This window comes from Nocardia acidivorans NBRC 108247 (genome assembly GCF_001625085.1).
In the GTDB taxonomy this organism is placed as follows: Bacteria; Actinomycetota; Actinomycetes; order Mycobacteriales; family Mycobacteriaceae; genus Nocardia; species Nocardia acidivorans.
Genome location: NZ_BDAW01000002.1, coordinates 78024 through 95660 on the forward strand (window position 1 = coordinate 78024; position 17637 = coordinate 95660).

Here is a 17637-nt window from a genome sequence, read left to right on the forward strand (position 1 = left end):
TCGTTGTGGCTTTGTCCGACAGGTCCGATCAGTATGCGGACATGGACGCGCATGCCCTGACGCACGGCCTATTACCGACCTCCGACCTACTTTTGCGCGCCTGCCGCGGTCACCGCGTGATCGGTGGACCACTGCTGTGGTTCGCCCATGATCTCGCGGTGCTGCATGAGCGGCGCATAGTGGGCCGCGGCGGTACGGGGGGCGAGACCGACCCCACCGCCATTATCGAAAACAAGCGTCGCCGAATCGAATTGGTGATGGCCATTGACGACTGGATTGTGCGATCGGTGCCCCAGCATCGGCTGGGCGCCACCCTGCACACCGAAACCGTCGGGTCGGTCATCGATCGATTGGCGGAGGCGTCGGTCCGTGCGCACCACGCGCTGATGACCCTCGACGCCCATGACGAGATGTTGCACGGCGCTTGGCACCATCTAGCCGAATTGTCCGACGCCTACGACGATCTCGTCCGAGACGTACTGGCCGGGCGCCGGCGACTCCCGGCCTGGTAGGCGTTCCGGTGGTCCGGGTCCGAGGGTGGCCCGGACCACACCCGGAACGGCAATTCGCCTTCGGCAGTGCGGGTATGAGCGCGACCAAGATCGATCGTGCGGTGGCGCAGTGGACTTCGCGCTGTCCCTTGGCGCCCTCGATGCCGACCTCGACGATCTCCTGCCGACCGGCCACGGTGCGATAGGCGTACAGCAGCTCGCAACCCGAAGTGAGAGTGGAGCTTCGGGGCAGGGCGGGGTGTCCGTCGCCCAGGTCGATCGCGGCGTCGCCCCGCATGGTCGACAGATCCGTCCACTGGGTGCTCACCTCCAGGGTCGAGGAGCCTTGCCACTGGCAACCGTGCGCGGTGGCCAGCGGCGGCGTCTGCGAGAGCGGCCCGAGGGCGGTGTCGAGCGCGGCCCGGGGCACCACCGCGCACGATCGACGCGGGCCGGTGATGCGGTATCGCTCCACATCGGCGCGGTCGCGCGCGTCGCGAGCAGGCGCTCCATCACATGTACCGCGAAGTCGCAGTTGGCGGCATGGCTGAGATTGACCGCAATGCCCCATATCTGTTCCCCGGCACCGAGTTTGACGCCCCGATCGCAATCCAGACCGGTCGGATCGTCGGCCGCGTGCAGGGGTGCGTCATCGAGTTGGGTGGCGGTCGGCTTCATGAGCGCCGTCGTATAGCCCGGTTGCAGGTGCAGTCGCTGCCCTCCGGACTGGGCCGTACACCCCCAGCTGTACGACACGCTCGTCGACCAGGCGGCCGGATCGGCAGTGGTCCGTATTCCTCGACCGCCTGACTCAATGGCACACCAACCGCGAAAACCGACGCCAGCCAATGCGTCTCGCCATCGACATCGAAGTCGACCACCGGTGCGGTGAGTCGCCCGAGAGATACGAGCCGTAATCGACGGCGCCACCGGAATTGCCACCGCAGCCAGCGATCAGCAGCAGCAAACCCGCTGCGGCAATGACGAATCGACCCGACCTGTACCGCATAAGCCCCCCACGCCACGACACCGATGACCGCTGTCGCTTCCCTGCAACCGATCAAGAACCTGGCATCGGTCGCGGGCGCAGGCCATTCGGTGCGGGGCGGAAGGGGGACGCTCTCAGACCAGGCTGCGCTGGGCGACGATGGCGGCGGCTACGCGCTGGCCCATGCGGACCGCGCCGTCGACGTGCTGGAAGCCGTGGCCCGCGAGGTCCGAACAGGCGAAGTGCATGGGGCCGATGGGGTCTCGATGGTCGTGGCCGTAGCGGGTCATGCCGCCGAGGTCGAAGCTGACGCCGTAGGCGCCGCGGGTCCATTCCTCGGTGCCCCAGTCGGATTCGTAGTAGACGATCGGGTTGGCGGCCTCGGGGCCGAGGTAGCGGACCAGGCAGTCCAGGGCGGCCTGCTTGCGCTCGGCGGGGCCCATGGCGAAGTAGGCGTCGGCCTGCTCGTGGGCGATGAAGCCGACCATGGCGCCGTTGTCCACGCCGTGGTTGGTGTTGTCGTAGACCTCGGAGACCATGTCGGTATCGCTGAAACCGGTTCCGGACAGGCCCTTTTCGCGCCAGAACGGGGTTTCGTAGACCGCGTGCACCTTGACCACGAAGCCGAAGGACATGTGCTGGTACATCTGATGGCGGCGGCGCGGCAGCGGCGGATCGAAGCTGATGCCCGCGTACAGGTTCGGCGGGACGGCCAGCACCACGCGACCCGCGCGCACCTCGAGATCGCCGTCGGCGAAGACGGTGACGCCCGCATCGGACCACTGGATCTTGCGCACCGGCGCGTTCAGGTGCACATCGGCCCCCAGCGAGGCGGCCAGACGCTGCGAAACCTGTTGCATACCGCCGATAACGCGCTTGTCGAGCATGAAGGTATCGGTGGCCAGCGCGGTGTAGGAGCCCTGCGCGGCGGCCATATGCAGCGCCTGCAGGGTGGAGAAGGTGTGCGCGGGCTTGGTCAGCATGGCGCCGGCGACGAAGAACGCGACGGTCTCGCGGGCGTACTCGTTATCGGACTGGCGCTCCAGCCAGATGCTGAACGGAATCGAATCCAGTTCCGCCGCTTGCGGATGCGTCCACGGGGCCTCCGCGCCGACCTCGGCCGCGAGCTCGTCGAGCAGGGCGATGAGGCGGTCGATCTCGGCGGCGGTCTCGGCGGGCGCGGGGAAGACGTCACCGGTGAACTGCTGCCGGGTGCCGTCCGCGGCCAGGTAGACCGATTCGCCGTCGCGGTAGCGGGAGAAGGTCTGCAAGCCCAGCTCCTGCACCAGCGCGAGCGCTGCGGTGTGGTGCGGGGACAGCCACTGGCCGCCGATCTCGATCATGGCCCCGTCGAACTCGCCGGTCCATGTGCGGCCGCCGACCCGATCACGGGCCTCCAGTACCGCCACCGACAGGCCGGCCTTGCGCAGTTCCGCGGCGGCGGTCAGGCCGGACGGTCCAGCACCCACGATCACGACGTCACGAGTGATGACAGCCACGAGAGCTCCTTACCGGTAATTCGGAATCTTCGGATAACCCGAAGGTTGCCAATTCAGTATGTGCGCACGGTCACGATCATGCCCGCGCCTATTCGGTGAACCGGCCCGCCCCTCATTCGCCAGATCGGCGTGTACGGGCCGGATCATGCCCATGACCTGTACGCAGGTCAGTGAGCCGGAAGCGGCTCATTCTGGGTAATGCAGTGGATACCGCCGCCGCGCGCGAAGATCTCCCGCGCGTCGACCGTCACAATGGTGCGCCCGGGATATGCCCGGGCCATGATCTCGGCGGCCTCGGCATCGTTCGCATCGTCGAAGCCGCAGAGAACGACCGCTTTATTGCAGACGTAATGGTTGATGTAGCTGAAGTCCACGAAGCCCTCCTCATCCCGCAGCGTGCGCGGTGCGGGCACCGGGATCACCTCGAAAGGCTTTCCGGTGCAGGAGATCTCGGTCTCGAACCGCTTCAAGAGTTCGCGGCTCAACTCGTAATCGGGATGCTCCGGATCGCGCTGATCGTGCACCAGGATCACACCCGGTGACGGCAGCGCGGCCACGATATCGGCATGACCGCGAGTGCCGAAGCGCTGCGAATCGCGCCACAGCCCGCGCGGCAGCCAGATCGCGGAGTCGATGCCGATGGTGCGCCGCAGTTCGGCCTCGACGTCGGCCTTGGTCAGGCCCGGGTTGCGGAAGGGATCCAGCTGCACGGTCTCGGTGAGGATCACCGTGCCCGCGCCGTCGACCTGGATGCCGCCGCCCTCGTTCACCATGGGTGAATCGATGATCGGCACCCCGGCCGCCTCGGCGACGATCCGGCCGATCTTGCGGTCATTGTCCCAGCGGGCCCAATCCTGTTGGCCCCAGCCATTGAAGACCCAGTCCACCGCGGCGACGGATCCATCGGCGGCATGCACGAAGGTCGGTCCGATATCGCGCATCCAGGCGTCGTCCAGGGGCGCTTCGAGAATGTCGACGGCCCCGGAGAGCAGGTGTTTGGCATCGCGGAGGTCGGCCGGGTCGACCACCATGGTCACCGGTTCGAATTCGGCCACCGCGTGCGCGACCGCGGTCCACGCGGCCCGCGCGTCATCGGTCGCGTCCTGGGTCGCGGTGATCTCCGAACCGGCCGGGGGAAACGCCATCCATGTGCGGCGATGCGGTGCGTGTTCGGCGGGCATACGCCATCCGGCCCGCTCAACACCCTCGGCACTCATCACGCCCGCCCGAACGGGTGCTCGCGATCGACCGGTTCGGTCAACCGGCCGTAGGTGTCCGGGCGGCGGGTGGCCAGGAACGGGAAGAGCGTCAGCCAATCCTTGCGCTGATCCAGATCCAGATCCGCCACCAGTACCGCGGACTCGTCGCGCGGGGCCTGCACCAACACCCGGCCGTACGGGTCGGAGATGAAAGAGGAACCGTAGAAGGTGATTTCGCCTTCATTGCCGTACCGGTTGGGCACGATCATGAAGGTGCCCGCGGTAATGCCGTTGCCGACGATCACGTGCTGCCACAGCGGCCGGGTATCGAACTCCGGATGCCCGGGTTCGGAGCCGATGGCGGTCGGATAGACGATCATGTCGGCCCCGGCGAGCGAGTACATTCGCGCCACCTCGGGGAACCATTCGTCCCAGCAGGTCGGCATGCCGATGCGCACATCACCGAGATCGGCGTGGCTGTGCGGCCGGTAGGACTCCTCGGTGGCCGGGCCGGCCCGGAAGTAGGTGTCCTCGTAGTAGCCCTCGGTCACCGGGATGTGCAGCTTGCGGGTGCGGCCGACGAGTTCACCGGTGGGAGACACCAGGATCGCGGTGTTGAACCCCAGGCCGTCGCCCTGATCGGCATGCTCGTACAGCGAGGCGTGCACGAAGACGCCGTGCTCGACGGCCGCCTTGGCCGCGAAGGTGAAGGTGGGTCCGGTGGTCAGATCCTCGGCCTCCGCACCGGGATTGGCGCCGCCGCGCTCGAAGGCCGGGTACTTGCTGAAGGTCACCTCGGGCAGGAAGACCGCCTTCGCGCCCAATTCGGCCGCGCGGGCGATGCCCTCGTTCACCTCGGCGCGCATGGCCTCGCCGTCGGCCTGCCAGCGGTGCTGGACCAGCGCCACGCGCAGCGGCTCGCGCACCGGGGCGTCGACCCGCGCGTGCGAGACGGGCGGCTCGAAACAGGTGATGACGTTCATGACTACTCCGGCTCTCGATTCTCGAAGGTGACTGGGGGAGTGCGGTATTCGCTACAGCGAGCTCAGATGCGGCGCTTCGGGGACCGGCATGGGATCGCCGGAGATCGCCTTCGGCAGGGTCCGGCCGCGGAAGAACTCCGGATCGCGCAGCCGCTGCACCAGCATCAGCACCGCGCCCAGCGCCAGAATCCCGAAGCCCAGGTAGAACACCAGGCCGATACCGAAAATCGAAGCGCCACTGCCGACCTCGGGCTTGAGGCTCTCCCGCACCGAGATCACGAAGACCACCAGCAGCATGGTGCCGCCCAGCAGCGGGAACAGCAGTTTGAAGACGAAGTCGCGGGCCGAGGAGAACCACTGCCTGCGGAAGTACCAGACCGCTGCGAAGGCGGTGATGCCGTAGTACCAGCAGATCATGATGCCCAGCGCCGCAATGGTATCCAGCAGCACATGCTCGGACAGCAGCGCGGTGATCGTATAGAAACCACCCGCGACCACGGCGGCGACAGCGGTGCTGAACCGCGGCACCTGATAGGTGGGATGCACGGTGGCGAACCGCTCCGGCAGCGCCTTGAAGGTGCCCATGGCGAGCATGGCGCGGGCGGCGGGCAGGAAGGTGGCCTGCAGGCTGGCGATGGCCGAGACCAGGACCGCCAGGAACAGCAGCAGCTCACCCGCGCCGCCCATGACCGGCTCGGCCAGTGCGCCGAAGACATTGTTGGTGGTGTCCGGGCTGCTCAGACCGATCCCGGTATCGCCGACACCGGCGAACCACATGAGTGCGACGGCCAGCAGCAGGTAGGTGCAGAGCACGGTCAGGATGGACAGCAGTCCCGCGCGGCCCGGGGTGCGCTTGGGATCCTTGCACTCCTCGCCGAGCGTCAGCGCGGTATCCCAGCCCCAGTACATGAAGACCGAACCGACCAGGCCGATCGCGAACGCACCCAGGGTGAGTCCGGTGAAGGGGTTGAACCAGTCGATATCGAAACTCAGGCCGGAGGGGGCGTCACCGGTGACGGCCTTGGTCAGTGCGATACCGGCGAACAACAGCAGTACGACGAGCTGGAAACCGACCAGGACATACTGTGCGCGCTCACTCGAGCTGATGCCGCGACTGGCCGCCCAGCCCGCCGCCGCCAGGAACGCCAGCGTGGTCACGATATTGATGAGCTTGTTATCGCCAAGCGTGGCAAGGAATTCCGAATGGGCCAGCCGCCCGACGAACAGATAGAAGAACTCCGCGCCGACGGCCGCGATATTGGCCAGCACGATGACGACGGCGATCACCGAACCCCATCCCGCCATCCAGCCGACGTACGGGCCGAGCGAGCGGGCGGACCAGGTGAAAGAGGCTCCGCAGTCCGGGGTTTCGGCACTGAATTCCCGATAGGCGTAGGCGGCCAGGAACATCGGGATGAACCCGGCGATCAACAGTGCGGGCATCTTCAGGCCGACCGCGGCCACGATCAAGCCCATACTGGCGGTGGTGGTGTAGGCGGGCGCGATGGACGCGATACTCAGGATGGCGCCGGCGAAGGTCCCGACCTTGTTGGTGGCCAAGCCCTTGCCGCCTGCGGCAACATGGGCACTGCCGCTGGCGGCGGCGGCGCCGCTGGCACCGCCCTCGGCATCGTTGGTATCACGCGACGGCACTGTCGCCTCGGAAGCGTTCTGCACGAGCATCCAAGCTCCTCGTACTGGGTCCGGCGGTACCGCGAAAGCACCCACCTCGCCGGTGGAGAGCCGCTGTCCGGCGGCGGTGCCGGACAGCGGGGTGGCACCTGATCCGGCACAGGGGCCGGGGTGCCGATGACATCAGCGCGTCAGCGCGACGTATTTGGTGTCGAGGTATTCGTGAATCCCTTCGGACCCACCCTCGCTGCCCAGACCGGACTGCTTGACGCCGCCGAACGGGGCCGCCGGATCGGAGATGACGCCGCGATTCACGCCGACCATGCCGGCCTCCAGCGCGCTCGAAACCCGCAGGGCCCGATCGAGATCCCGGGTGTAGAAGTAGGCGGCCAAACCGTATTCGGTGTCATTGGCCGCGGCCACGACGTCTTCCTCGCTGTCGAAGCCGTAGATGGCTGCGACGGGTCCGAAGATCTCCTCGCGGTGCATGCGGGCGGTGCGCGGCACCTCGTCGAGCACGGTCGGCTGGAAGAACCAGCCCGGCCCGTCGATCGCCTTACCGCCGGTGCGGACTACGGCTCCGGCCGCGACGGCATCCTCCACCAGGGCGGCGACGCTATTGCGCTGGCGCTCATTGATGAGCGGGCCGGTGTCCACGCCCGGCTCGTGGCCGGGGCCGACGCGCAGTGCGCCGATCTTCTCGGCCAGCCGGGAAGCGAACTCCTCGCGGATCGAATTGTGCACGTAGATACGGTTCGCCGCGGTGCACGCCTCGCCGCCATTGCGCATCTTGGCCGCCATGGCACCGGCCAGCGCCTGCTCCAGATCGGCGTCCTCGAAGACGATGAAGGGGGCATTGCCGCCCAATTCCATGGAGGTGCGCAGCACAGTGTCGGCGGCCTGTTTCAGCAGCAGCTTGCCCACCCGGGTGGAACCGGTGAAGGTCACCTTGCGCAGTCGCGGATCGGCGAGCAGCGGCGCGGTGATCGCGGAGGCATCGCTGCCGGGAATTACGGAGAGCACGCCTTCGGGGAGACCGGCCTCGGCGAAGATCTGGGCGAGGGCCAGCATGGTGAGCGGGGTGTCCTCGGCGGGCTTCACGATCACCGTGCAGCCCGCGGCCAGCGCCGGGCCGATCTTGCGAGAACCCATGGCCAGCGGGAAGTTCCACGGCGTGATGGCCAGGACCGGGCCGACCGGCCGCTGGGTGACCAGAATGCGGCCGGTCCCGGCGGGGGAGTCGGTGTAGCGGCCGCCGATGCGCACGGCCTCCTCGCTGAACCAGCGCAGGAATTCGCCGCCGTAGGCGACCTCACCGCGCGCCTCGGCGAGGGTCTTGCCCATCTCCAAGGTCATGAGGAGGGCGATCTCCTCGGTGCGATCGATCAAGATCTCCCAGGCCCGGCGCAGAATCGCCGAACGCTCGCGCGGAGCCGTTGCGGCCCAGGCCGATTGGACGCGGCAGGCCGAGTCGAGAGCGCGCAGGGCATCTGCGGCGGTGCCGTCGGCGACCTCGGTGAGCAGCTCGCCGGTGGCGGGATTGCGCACCTCGAAGGTGGTGGTGGCGGGTTCGGACCTGCCGTCGATCCACACACCGGTGGGGATGAGGCCGCTGATCCGGTCATACTCCAACATTGTTCTCCCTGACCGTAATTCAGGCGGCGAGGTCGCTGATGGCGGTGCAGAGCACCGTCAGCGCCTCGTCGAGTAGCTCGTCGCTGATCACCAGCGGGGGCAGCAGGCGGATCACATTGCCGAAGGTGCCGCAGGTCAGGGTGATCACACCCTGCTCCAGGCAGCGCTTGGCGATGGCGGCGGTGAGCGCGGCATCGGGCTCGGTGGTGCCGGGGCGGATGAACTCCAGGGCCAGCATCGCGCCCCGGCCGCGCACATCGCCGATGGCCGGAACCCGCTGTGCCAGTGCATGGAAACGAGCCAGCGAGACATCGCCGATATGGCGGGCGCGGGCGGGCAGGTCATGTTCGCGAATGGCGTCGATGGCGGCCAGCGCGGCGGCGCAGGCCACCGGGTTACCGCCGTAGGTGCCGCCCAGGCCGCCCGCGTGCACGGCGTCGAGGAGGTCGGCGCGACCGGTGATGGCGCTCAGCGGCATACCACCGGCGATACCCTTGGCCATCGTAATGATGTCCGGGACAACACCTTCGGCGTCGCAGGCGAACCAGTCGCCGGTGCGGGCGAAACCGGTCTGCACCTCATCGGCGATGAAGACCACACCGTTGGCGCGCGCCCATTCGGCCAGGGTCGGCAGGAATCCGGCCGCCGGAACGATGAATCCGCCCTCGCCCTGGATCGGCTCGATGATGATCGCGGCGACCGAATCCGCGCCGATCTGCTTCTCGATGCGCGAAATCGCCTCGCGGGCAGCGGCTACGCCGTCCAGACCGCCGTCGCGGAACGGGTACGACATGGGCATGCGGTACACCTCGGGCGCGAACGGGCCGAAATGCGCCTTGTACGGCATGGATTTCGCGGTCAGCGCCATGGTCAGGTTGGTGCGACCGTGGTACGCGTGATCGAAGGCGACCACCGCGGTGCGATTGGTGGCCAGGCGCGCCACCTTGATCGCGTTCTCGACGGCTTCCGCGCCGGAGTTGAAGAGCACGCTGCGCTTCTCGTGATCACCGGGGGTGAGCTCGGCCAGCTGTTCGCAGACCGCGATGTACGCCTCGTACGGGGTCACCATGAAACAGGTGTGCGCGAAACGCTCGATCTGTTCCTGCACCGCCGCGACCACTTTCGGGTGCGAGGCGCCGACATTGGTGACCGCGATACCGGCGGCGAGATCGATGAGGGAGTTGCCGTCCACATCCACGATGACGCCGCCGTCGGCGTCCGCGGCGTACACCGGCGCGGTCGAACCCACACCCGCGGCGACGGCGGCCTTGCGGCGCGCGGCCAGCTCCTGCGAGCGCGGGCCCGGTAGGGCGGTGTTCAGCACCCGCTGCTGCGGGAGCCGGTAGCTGATCTCGGTCATTGAGAATCCTTCTGCGGAAAGGGTTTTAGGGGCGATGCTCAGTCGTGCGCGCTCATGACGTGCTTGATGCGGGTGTAGTCCTCCACGCCGTACGCGGAGAGGTCCTTGCCGTAGCCCGAACGCTTGAAACCGCCGTGCGGCATCTCCGCCACCAGCGGGATATGGCAGTTCACCCACACCGCACCGAAGTCCAGGGCGGCCGAAACGCGCTGCACCACACCGTGATCCCGAGTCCACACACTCGAAGCCAGGCCGTAGTCGACATCGTTGGCGAGCTGGATCGCCTGCGCCTCGTCGGTGAAGGACTGCACCGTGATCACCGGGCCGAAGGTCTCCTCCCGCACGATCGGATCGTCCTGGCGGAGGCCGGTGACAATGGTGGGCGCAAGGTAGAAACCCTTGTCGCCCACGCGATTACCTCCGGTGGCGATGGTGGCGTGCGCGGGCAGGGCCGCGAGCTTGCCGGTCACCGACTCGAAGTGGCGGATATTGTTGAGCGGGCCGTACGCGGCCTCGGTATCGTCCGGCAGGCCGGGCTTCACGGTCTGGGCCTTCTTCACCAGTGCCGCGACCAGCTCATCGTGCACCGATTCGTGCACCAGCACGCGGGTGGCGGCGGTGCAGTCCTGACCGGCGTTGAAGAACGCGGCATCGCCGATGCGGTCCGCGGCGGTCGCCAGATCGGCGTCACCGAACACCACCACCGGGGCGTTGCCGCCGAGTTCCAGGTGCGCCCGCTTGACCTGCTCGGCCGCCGCGGTCGCCACCGCGATACCCGCGCGCACCGAACCGGTGATGGCCACCATGTCCAGGCGCGGATGGCTCACCAGGGCCGCGCCGCTGGCCGCGGTCCCGAGCACGACATTGAGCACGCCGTCGGGGAGGATGCCCCGTGTCAGCTCGGCGAGTACCAGGGTGCTGCCCGGGGTGGTGTCACTCGGCTTGAGCACCACGGTGTTTCCGGTCGCCAGCGCCGGGCCGATCTTCCAGACGGCCATCATGAACGGGTAGTTCCAGGGGGTCACCTGGCCGATGACGCCGACCGGTTCGCGGCGGACGTACGAGGTGAAGCCCGCCATGTACTCGCCCGCGGACTTGCCCTCGAGCATGCGGGCGGCACCGGCGAAGAAGCGCAGATGATCGGCGCCGGCGGCCACCTCCTCGGCGGCGACCAGATGCTTGGGCTGGCCGGTGTCGCGGCACTGCGCCTCGACGATGGCGTCGGAGTTGGCCTCGATGGCATCTGCCAGCTTCAGCAGCGCGGCCTGACGCTGACTCGGGGTGCTCGCCTTCCACGCCGGGAAGGCGCGGGCGGCGGCGGCCACGGCGGCTTCGATATCGGCCGGGCCGGAGATCGGGCTGCGACCGGTCACCGATTCGTCCACCGGGCTGATCAGTTCGAACGACTCCGAGGCGGTCGCGGCTACGAACCGGCCGTCGATGTAGTTGCGAAGCATGTCAGTCATGTGTGCCCGATCTCGTTGGTGGGGAGTGCTGTGCTGTTGCCAGCCAGTGTGCTGTGCGACACACCCCCGCGTCACCCGCCGGATCGGCGTGCGGGCAGAATCAGGTTTCGACAATCTGTCCAGTTTGCTACGGGAGCGCTGTGAACGCGGGAATTCCGGTCCGATGGGTACTGTCCCAACCCGAGCTCGGGCTCGTGCTCAAAGGGGGCGGTAGCGGGCTGGGACGCACCATCACGCTCGCCCTGACCTCCGAGCTCACCGATGCCCAGCAGTGGCTCTCCGGCGGCGAGCTGGTGCTCACCACCGGAATGGGGTTGCCGCTCAGTCGCGCGGACCGACTGCGCTATCTCGAAGAGCTCGACCGGGCGGGGGTCGCCGGGGTCGGATTCGGGGTCGGGCTCTCGCACGAAACCGTGCCCGAGGATCTGGTCGAGACCGCCGATCGGCTCGGGCTGCCGCTGTTCGAGGTGCCGCTGCCGACACCCTTCGGCGCGATCACAAAGAAGGTCATGCAGCGGCTCGCCGAGCAGGAATACGAGAAGGTGCTGCGCGCCTCCCGCGCCCAGCCGCGCATGACCCGCGCGGCGATCCAGGGGCCGCGCGCGGTGATCAAGGAGCTGTCCGCCGCGCTGTCGGCCACCGTCCTGGTGGTCGGTGCGGACGGGGCGATCTCCGAGGCGCATCCGCGGCAGCCCGCGGCCGAGATATTCGAGCGGATCGGCGAATTCCTCTCCACTCGAAGCGATGGAGCCGGTAGCGGGGTCATTCAGCTGCCATCAGGGCAATACATTGTGCTGCAAGCCATTACAGCCGGACAGACCGTGCACGGGCATCTCGCCGTCGTCACCGCCACCGCGCTCAGCTCGGTCGATCAGGTGCTGCTGGGTCATGCCAGCTCCCTGCTCGCCCTCGATTTCGAGAAGCCCGCGCGATTGCGAATCGCGCAGAACCGGTTGAACTCCCAGGCCATGGTGATGCTGCTGGATGAACCGGGCGACCCGGACATCATGTGGCAGCACCTGGCCACGGCCGCCGATCGCACCGGGCGGATTCGCGCGCTGGTGCTCTGGTGTACCAACCCCGCCGATGCCAGTCGGGCATTGGAAAGCGTTGACACCCAGCTGCATCCGATGAATCGGCAGCTCTTCGCGCATCTGGCGGGGAACCGGGCCGCCATCCTGCTGCCGGGCTCGGACACCGAGGAGACCGCCGAACAACTCCTGGCCGGAATACCCGCCGAAGTACGCGCGACCATTCGCGCCGGACTCAGCGCCCCACATCCGCTGCGCCGCTTCAATTCCGCCATGGAACATGCCGAATTGGCCTCCTCCGCGGCGCTGCCCGGTGCGCGCCCGCTCGAACTGGCCGCTCTCGCGGGACATGCCCTGCTGGCCTTCCCCGAAGCCCGGCGCGTACTCAGCGCGGTCTCCGAGGCCATGCTGCAACCGCTGGTCGACTACGACGAGCGCCACGGCACCGACCTGATCGCCTCACTGCGCGCCTACCTCGAAGCGCACGGCCAATGGGAAACCGCCGCAACGGCTCTCGGCGTCCATCGGCATACGCTGCGCAGTCGAATCGCCAAGATCGAATCCGTCCTGGGCGTGCAATTGGACCAAGCGCTGGTGCGCGCGGAACTCCTGCTGGCCGTAATCGCCCGTCGCTGACCCTTTCACGGGGCTGCTTCCGGGCGGACAGGCAGCCCGCGTCATCGGGTCAGTCAGAGGTGTTCGGTGGGGAGGGCGGCGGTGGCCAGTTCGGCGTTGACTACGCAGAGGCGGGCGATGTCGACTGTGCCCGAGCGGCGTAGGCGGGCGACCAGCTCGACCAGGCGCAGGGCGGCGGGGGTGGATTTCCAATCGGTCACGTGGTCGCGGGCCGCATCGCCGGGTGCGGCGTCGGTCAGGACCGCGGCCACCAGTGTGTGCCAACGGGATTGGAGTTCGTCGGCCAGGACCGCGGCGGCCAGAGTTTCCCAGTGGTCGGAGGTGCGGGTGGTGGCGAAGGTGGTCGCCAGCCAATCCAGGCCGATCAATTCGCCGAGTTCGCGGTAGGTCTGGGCGACCAGGGCCACCGGGAGATCGGTGCGGCGGGCGGTATCGCTCAGGGGCAGGGCCTGGGAGAGCAGGCGCAGGTTCGCCAGGTCACGGCCGGAGTGACCGCCCGGGCGGGGCAGGACCGCGATCAACTCGGCGACAAGTGCTGCGTGCCGGTCGATCTCGGCGGACCAGGAATCCGCGGCGCGATGCGTGAGCAGCCAGGCTGTCGCCTGTTCGACCGCATCCTGGATGCCCTTGAGGACGCCCATGCGGACCTGGGGGGAGACGCCCGGCATCGCCAGGGCCTCACGCCACCAGCGGTCGACGTCCAGCACCTCGTCGACGACCGTGCAGGCCAGCACGATCTGCGGGGTGCCCGCGCCGAGGCGCTCCTCCAAGCGGTGGATCATGCCGGGGCCGACCCGGTTGATCACCTGATTCGCCGCCGCCACCGCGACGATTTCGCGGGCCACCGGATGCTCGTGCAGCAGGCGATCACCCAGCAGGGTGCGGATCTTCTCGGGGAAGTAGCCCGCCAAAGTTCCGGCGACGACCGGGTCGGTCAGGGCGTCCGAGGCCAGAAGTTCCTCGCGGACGAGGTTTTTGGCGGTTGCCAGCAGGACGGCGATCTCCGGTCGCACCAGGCCCTTGCCCGCGCGGCGGCGGGCGGTCAGTTCCGCCGTGGTGGGCAGGAACTCCAGGGCGCGGTCGAGATCGGTTGCCTGCTCCAGGTTTTCGATCAGGCGGCCGTGCCTGTCGATCAGGAACGGGGCGTGCGCCTCGGCCAGGCTGATGGCCAGCGCCTGGCGATCGCAGTCCGCGAGCACGGCCCGCGCCACCGCGTCGGCATTGGCGGCCAGCAGTCTATTGCGCTCGGCGACCGTCGAAAGACCTTCCGCCACCGCGGTATCCAGGGCGATCTTGAGATTCACCTCGCGGTCGGAGGTGGCTACACCCGCGGCATTGTCGATGAAATCGGCGTTCACCTTGCCGCCCGCCACCGCGAATTCGATACGCGCCTGCTGGGTCAGGCCCAGATTGCCGCCCTCGCCGACGACTCGGCAGCGCAGTCGGTCGGCGGTGATGCGCACCTCGTCATTGGACGGGTCCGCGACCTCGGCGTCGAGTTCGGCCCGGGCTCGGACGTAGGTGCCGATACCGCCGTTGAAGAGCAGGTCGACCTCGGCGCTCAGCATGGCCCGAATCAGTTCGGGGGCAGGCAGTTCGGTCGCGGTGACGCCCAGGCGCGCACGCACCTGCGGGGACAGCGGCACCGACTTCGCGGTGCGCGGCCAGACGCCGCCGCCCTCGGAGATGAGGGCGCGATCGTAATCGGCCCAGCTGCTGCGCTCCAGCGCGGCCAGGCGGGTGCGCTCCCTGTATGACACGACCGGGTCCGGATCGGGATCCAGGAAGATGTGCCGGTGGTCGAAGGCGGCGACCAGGCGGATGCACTCGGTCTCCAACATGCCATTGCCGAAGACATCGCCGGACATATCGCCGATACCGGAGACCGTGAACGGCTGCACCTCCGGATCGATGCCGAGTTCGGCGAAGTGCTGGCGAATCGAACGCCAGGCGCCGCGTGCGGTAATGCCGAGCGCCTTGTGGTCGTAGCCGGTCGAACCACCCGAGGCGAACGCGTCACCCAGCCAGAAACCGCGTGCCACCGCAATGGAATTCGCCAGATCGGAGAAGCGCGCGGTGCCCTTGTCCGCGGCCACCACCAGATAGGAATCCGGATCGTCGTAGACCACGGTGCGCGGCGGGGATGTGATGACACCCTCGACGATATTGTCGGTGACATCGAGCAGACCGCCGATGAACGCGGCGTAGGCGTACTCCACCGAGGCCGGATCGGTGACGCCACCGCGCACCACGAACGCGCCCTTCGCGCCCATGGGGACGATGACCGAGTTCTTCACCGTCTGGGTCTTCATCAGGCCCAGCACCTCGGTGCGGAAATCATCCACGCGATCGGACCAGCGCAGACCGCCGCGGGCGATCACACCGCTGCGGACATGGCTGCCCTCGACGCGGGTGGAGTGTACGAAGATCTCGCGATACGGGGTGATCGGGGACGACAGCGACAGTCGTGCCGGATCGATTTTGAACGCGGCGACCGCGCGGCTCGGTTGAAACCAGTTGGTGCGCAACACCGCCGCGCAGAAGGTGTACAGGCCGCGCAGCAACTGATCCTCGGGCAGCGTGGTCGCGGCCTCCAGACGGTGACGGACCTCGGCGTCGGCGGCATCGACCAGTGCGGTGCGATCGGTATGCGCCGGATCGAAGCGGGCATGGAACAGCGCCACGAACGCGCGCACGAAATCCGAATGCGCGGTGAGGATTTCGGCGATCGTCGGACCGCCCAGGCGCAGCCCCGCCTGCCGCAGATAGCGGCAGGCCGCGCGCACCAGCACCACATCGCGCCACGGCAGTGCGGCCGAGGCGGTCAAACCGGTGAATCCGTCGATCTCGAACTCGCCCTCGGCGGCGGCCGCGAAAGCCTCCGCCAGCAGTCGCGCCATCGGCTCGGTGAGCTCGAAAGCGGTGGGGCGGAACGTGAATCGGTGTTCGGTATGCACGCCATCGGTATCCACCTCATGGGTGGTGACGTGTAGACCCAGTGCGGAAAAGATCTCGATCAGCTCGGTCAGCGACGCCGTGGCGCCCTGCCAGACCAGCCTTGCGCCGGGCGGCTGCGAACCAGGATCGAATTCGAGCCGCGGCGCGGCCTCCATCCGATCCTCGTCCAGCATGCCGACGGCTGCTCCGAGATGCATCTGACTCAACTCCCTGCGCGTGACCTTATGGTGTCGCAGTTAATCTGCCGCAAAGAGACGCAGGACACAGTGGACAAACCGGTGCAGCGCGCGGTGCGCGCCGCGCCGTTTCGTCCATGCGCGGGCCGGGACCAGGGCGGACCTCAGCCGCGATAGCGGCGGTGATCGGTGGCGAAATCGTCGGCCACCGTGGCGGCCAACTCGACGTACGCGCGCTTGGTGTCCTTCTGCAGGCGGGTCAGATCGATCTCCGCGCCCTCGCCGAGATGCGAGTCGTACGGGATGATGTGCACCGCGCGGCACCGCGACAGGAAGTAGTCGCGGAGCTGATTGATGCCGACCGTCGCCGCGCCCGGGCGGGGCAGGTTGATCACCACGACCGCATTGCGGACCAGGTGGTCGTGCCCGTGCAGGGACAGCCAATCCAGGGTGGCGGCGGCGCTGCGCGCGCCGTCGATCGCCGAGGACGAGATCAGCACCAGCGAGTGCGCGAGATCCAGTACGCCCGCCATGGCCGAATGCATCAGTCCCGTACCGCAATCGGTCAGGATGATGTTGTAGAAGCGCTGCAGAATGCGCGCCACGCTGCGGTACTCGTCCTCGCTGAACGCCTCCGACGCCGCCGGATCGCGTTCGCTCGCAAGCACTTCCAGGCGGCTACCGGCCTGAGAGGTATGCCTGCGCACATCCGAATACCGCTGAATGCCCGGGTCCAGCAGCAGATCCCGCACCGTCGAGCGCGTCTGCAACGGCACCCGCTGCGAGAGCGTCCCGAAATCCGGATTCGCGTCCACCGCGATCACCCGGTCCCCGCGAATCGACGAGAAGATCGACCCCAACCCCATGGTGGTCGTGGTCTTGCCCACCCCGCCCTTCAACGACAACACCGCGATCCGGTAATCCCCGCGCACCGGCTGCCGAATTCGAGCCACCAACTCCTGCAGCCGCCGCTCCTCAGCCGACAACCCCGGATTGATGGCCCCACCCGATACATGGTGCACAGCCCGCCGCCACCCCGACCCCGGCGCCTTCTTGGCCCGCCGCAACGGCACATCATCCAACGACGGCAAAGGCTGCCCCTGCCGCCCCACCCCGAACTGCAAAGGCGCGGAAGGCGGCACATACCCACCCGGCTGCCCATACCCGCCAGCCTGCTGCCCCGGCGAATAAGCCTGCTGCCCATCGCCATAATGACCAGCCTGCTGCCCCGGCCCGTAAGGTCCAGCCTGCTGCCCCGCCCCGGACAGACCGGGCTGGCTCCCGCCGTAGGGAGCGGGCTGCTGTCCCTCAACATATGGGGCGGGCCGCTGTCCCTCAACGAACGGAGCGGGCCGCTGTCCCTCGCCGTTCGCACCGAGCTGGCCTTGCCCATACCCGCCAGGGTGCTGTCCCTGGCCGTCTACGCCAGGCCGCAGACCCTGTCCGGGGCCATCCGCGTATCCGTAGCCGCTCGTCGTCGGCTGCCCATATCCACCAGGCTGGTGCGACTGTCGTCCGTCGGCGACACCTGGCGATACACCTGAATCAGGCTGCATCGCAACGGGATCCGGCTGACCGAGGGT

The 17637-nt window shown here is 67.9% G+C and carries 12 protein-coding genes; 2 read left to right on the forward strand and 10 right to left on the reverse strand.

Annotation, left to right across the window (positions count from 1 at the left end):
* The first annotated feature begins 41 nt into the window (after positions 1-41).
* Positions 42-512 (forward strand): DUF4254 domain-containing protein, encoded by a 471-nt coding sequence (locus NA10_RS00295; RefSeq protein ID WP_084514163.1) that lies wholly within the window; start codon positions 42-44, stop codon positions 510-512.
* Between the two features lie 303 nt (positions 513-815).
* On the opposite strand, the gene NA10_RS00300 is transcribed toward NA10_RS00295, so the two are convergent.
* The 8 genes from NA10_RS00300 to NA10_RS00335 form a co-directional block, all read right to left on the reverse strand.
* A complete protein-coding gene (locus NA10_RS00300) occupies positions 816-1169 on the reverse strand; it encodes a hypothetical protein (protein ID WP_067561680.1) in 354 nt (117 codons plus the stop codon).
* A gap of 444 nt (positions 1170-1613) precedes the next feature.
* A complete protein-coding gene (locus tag NA10_RS00305) occupies positions 1614-2978 on the reverse strand; it encodes a flavin monoamine oxidase family protein (protein WP_067561683.1) in 1365 nt (454 codons plus the stop codon).
* Between the two features lie 167 nt (positions 2979-3145).
* Positions 3146-4195, reverse strand: a complete 1050-nt coding sequence (locus NA10_RS00310; protein WP_245676919.1) for an agmatine deiminase family protein — start codon at positions 4193-4195, stop codon at positions 3146-3148.
* Complete coding sequence (locus NA10_RS00315) at positions 4195-5160, reverse strand: nitrilase-related carbon-nitrogen hydrolase (protein WP_067561686.1); 966 nt, start codon at positions 5158-5160, stop codon at positions 4195-4197. The genes NA10_RS00310 and NA10_RS00315 overlap by 1 nt, the downstream gene beginning before the upstream one ends.
* A gap of 51 nt (positions 5161-5211) precedes the next feature.
* Positions 5212-6843 (reverse strand): APC family permease, encoded by a 1632-nt coding sequence (locus NA10_RS00320; RefSeq protein WP_084514164.1) that lies wholly within the window; start codon positions 6841-6843, stop codon positions 5212-5214.
* A 132-nt stretch (positions 6844-6975) separates the two neighbouring features.
* Positions 6976-8427: an NAD-dependent succinate-semialdehyde dehydrogenase gene (locus NA10_RS00325; RefSeq protein WP_067561689.1), complete on the reverse strand. Its 1452-nt coding sequence runs from the start codon at positions 8425-8427 to the stop codon at positions 6976-6978.
* A gap of 19 nt (positions 8428-8446) precedes the next feature.
* On the reverse strand, positions 8447-9787 hold the full coding sequence (gabT, locus tag NA10_RS00330; RefSeq protein ID WP_067561691.1) for a 4-aminobutyrate--2-oxoglutarate transaminase: 1341 nt from the start codon (positions 9785-9787) through the stop codon (positions 8447-8449).
* Between the two features lie 38 nt (positions 9788-9825).
* The gene (locus tag NA10_RS00335) at positions 9826-11253 is read right to left on the reverse strand and encodes an aminobutyraldehyde dehydrogenase (protein ID WP_067561694.1); all 1428 of its coding nucleotides are present in this window, start codon (positions 11251-11253) and stop codon (positions 9826-9828) included.
* Between the two features lie 140 nt (positions 11254-11393).
* Between NA10_RS00335 and NA10_RS00340 the strand changes: the two genes are divergently transcribed.
* The gene (locus tag NA10_RS00340; RefSeq protein WP_157555904.1) at positions 11394-12920 is read left to right on the forward strand and encodes a PucR family transcriptional regulator; all 1527 of its coding nucleotides are present in this window, start codon (positions 11394-11396) and stop codon (positions 12918-12920) included.
* Between the two features lie 53 nt (positions 12921-12973).
* Here the strand turns inward: NA10_RS00340 and NA10_RS00345 are convergent, their stop codons facing one another.
* A complete protein-coding gene (locus tag NA10_RS00345; protein ID WP_084514165.1) occupies positions 12974-16075 on the reverse strand; it encodes an NAD-glutamate dehydrogenase domain-containing protein in 3102 nt (1033 codons plus the stop codon).
* 143 nt (positions 16076-16218) lie between these two features.
* Positions 16219-17145, reverse strand: a complete 927-nt coding sequence (locus NA10_RS00350; protein ID WP_373862318.1) for a MinD/ParA family ATP-binding protein — start codon at positions 17143-17145, stop codon at positions 16219-16221.
* Positions 17146-17637: the final 492 nt, after the last annotated feature.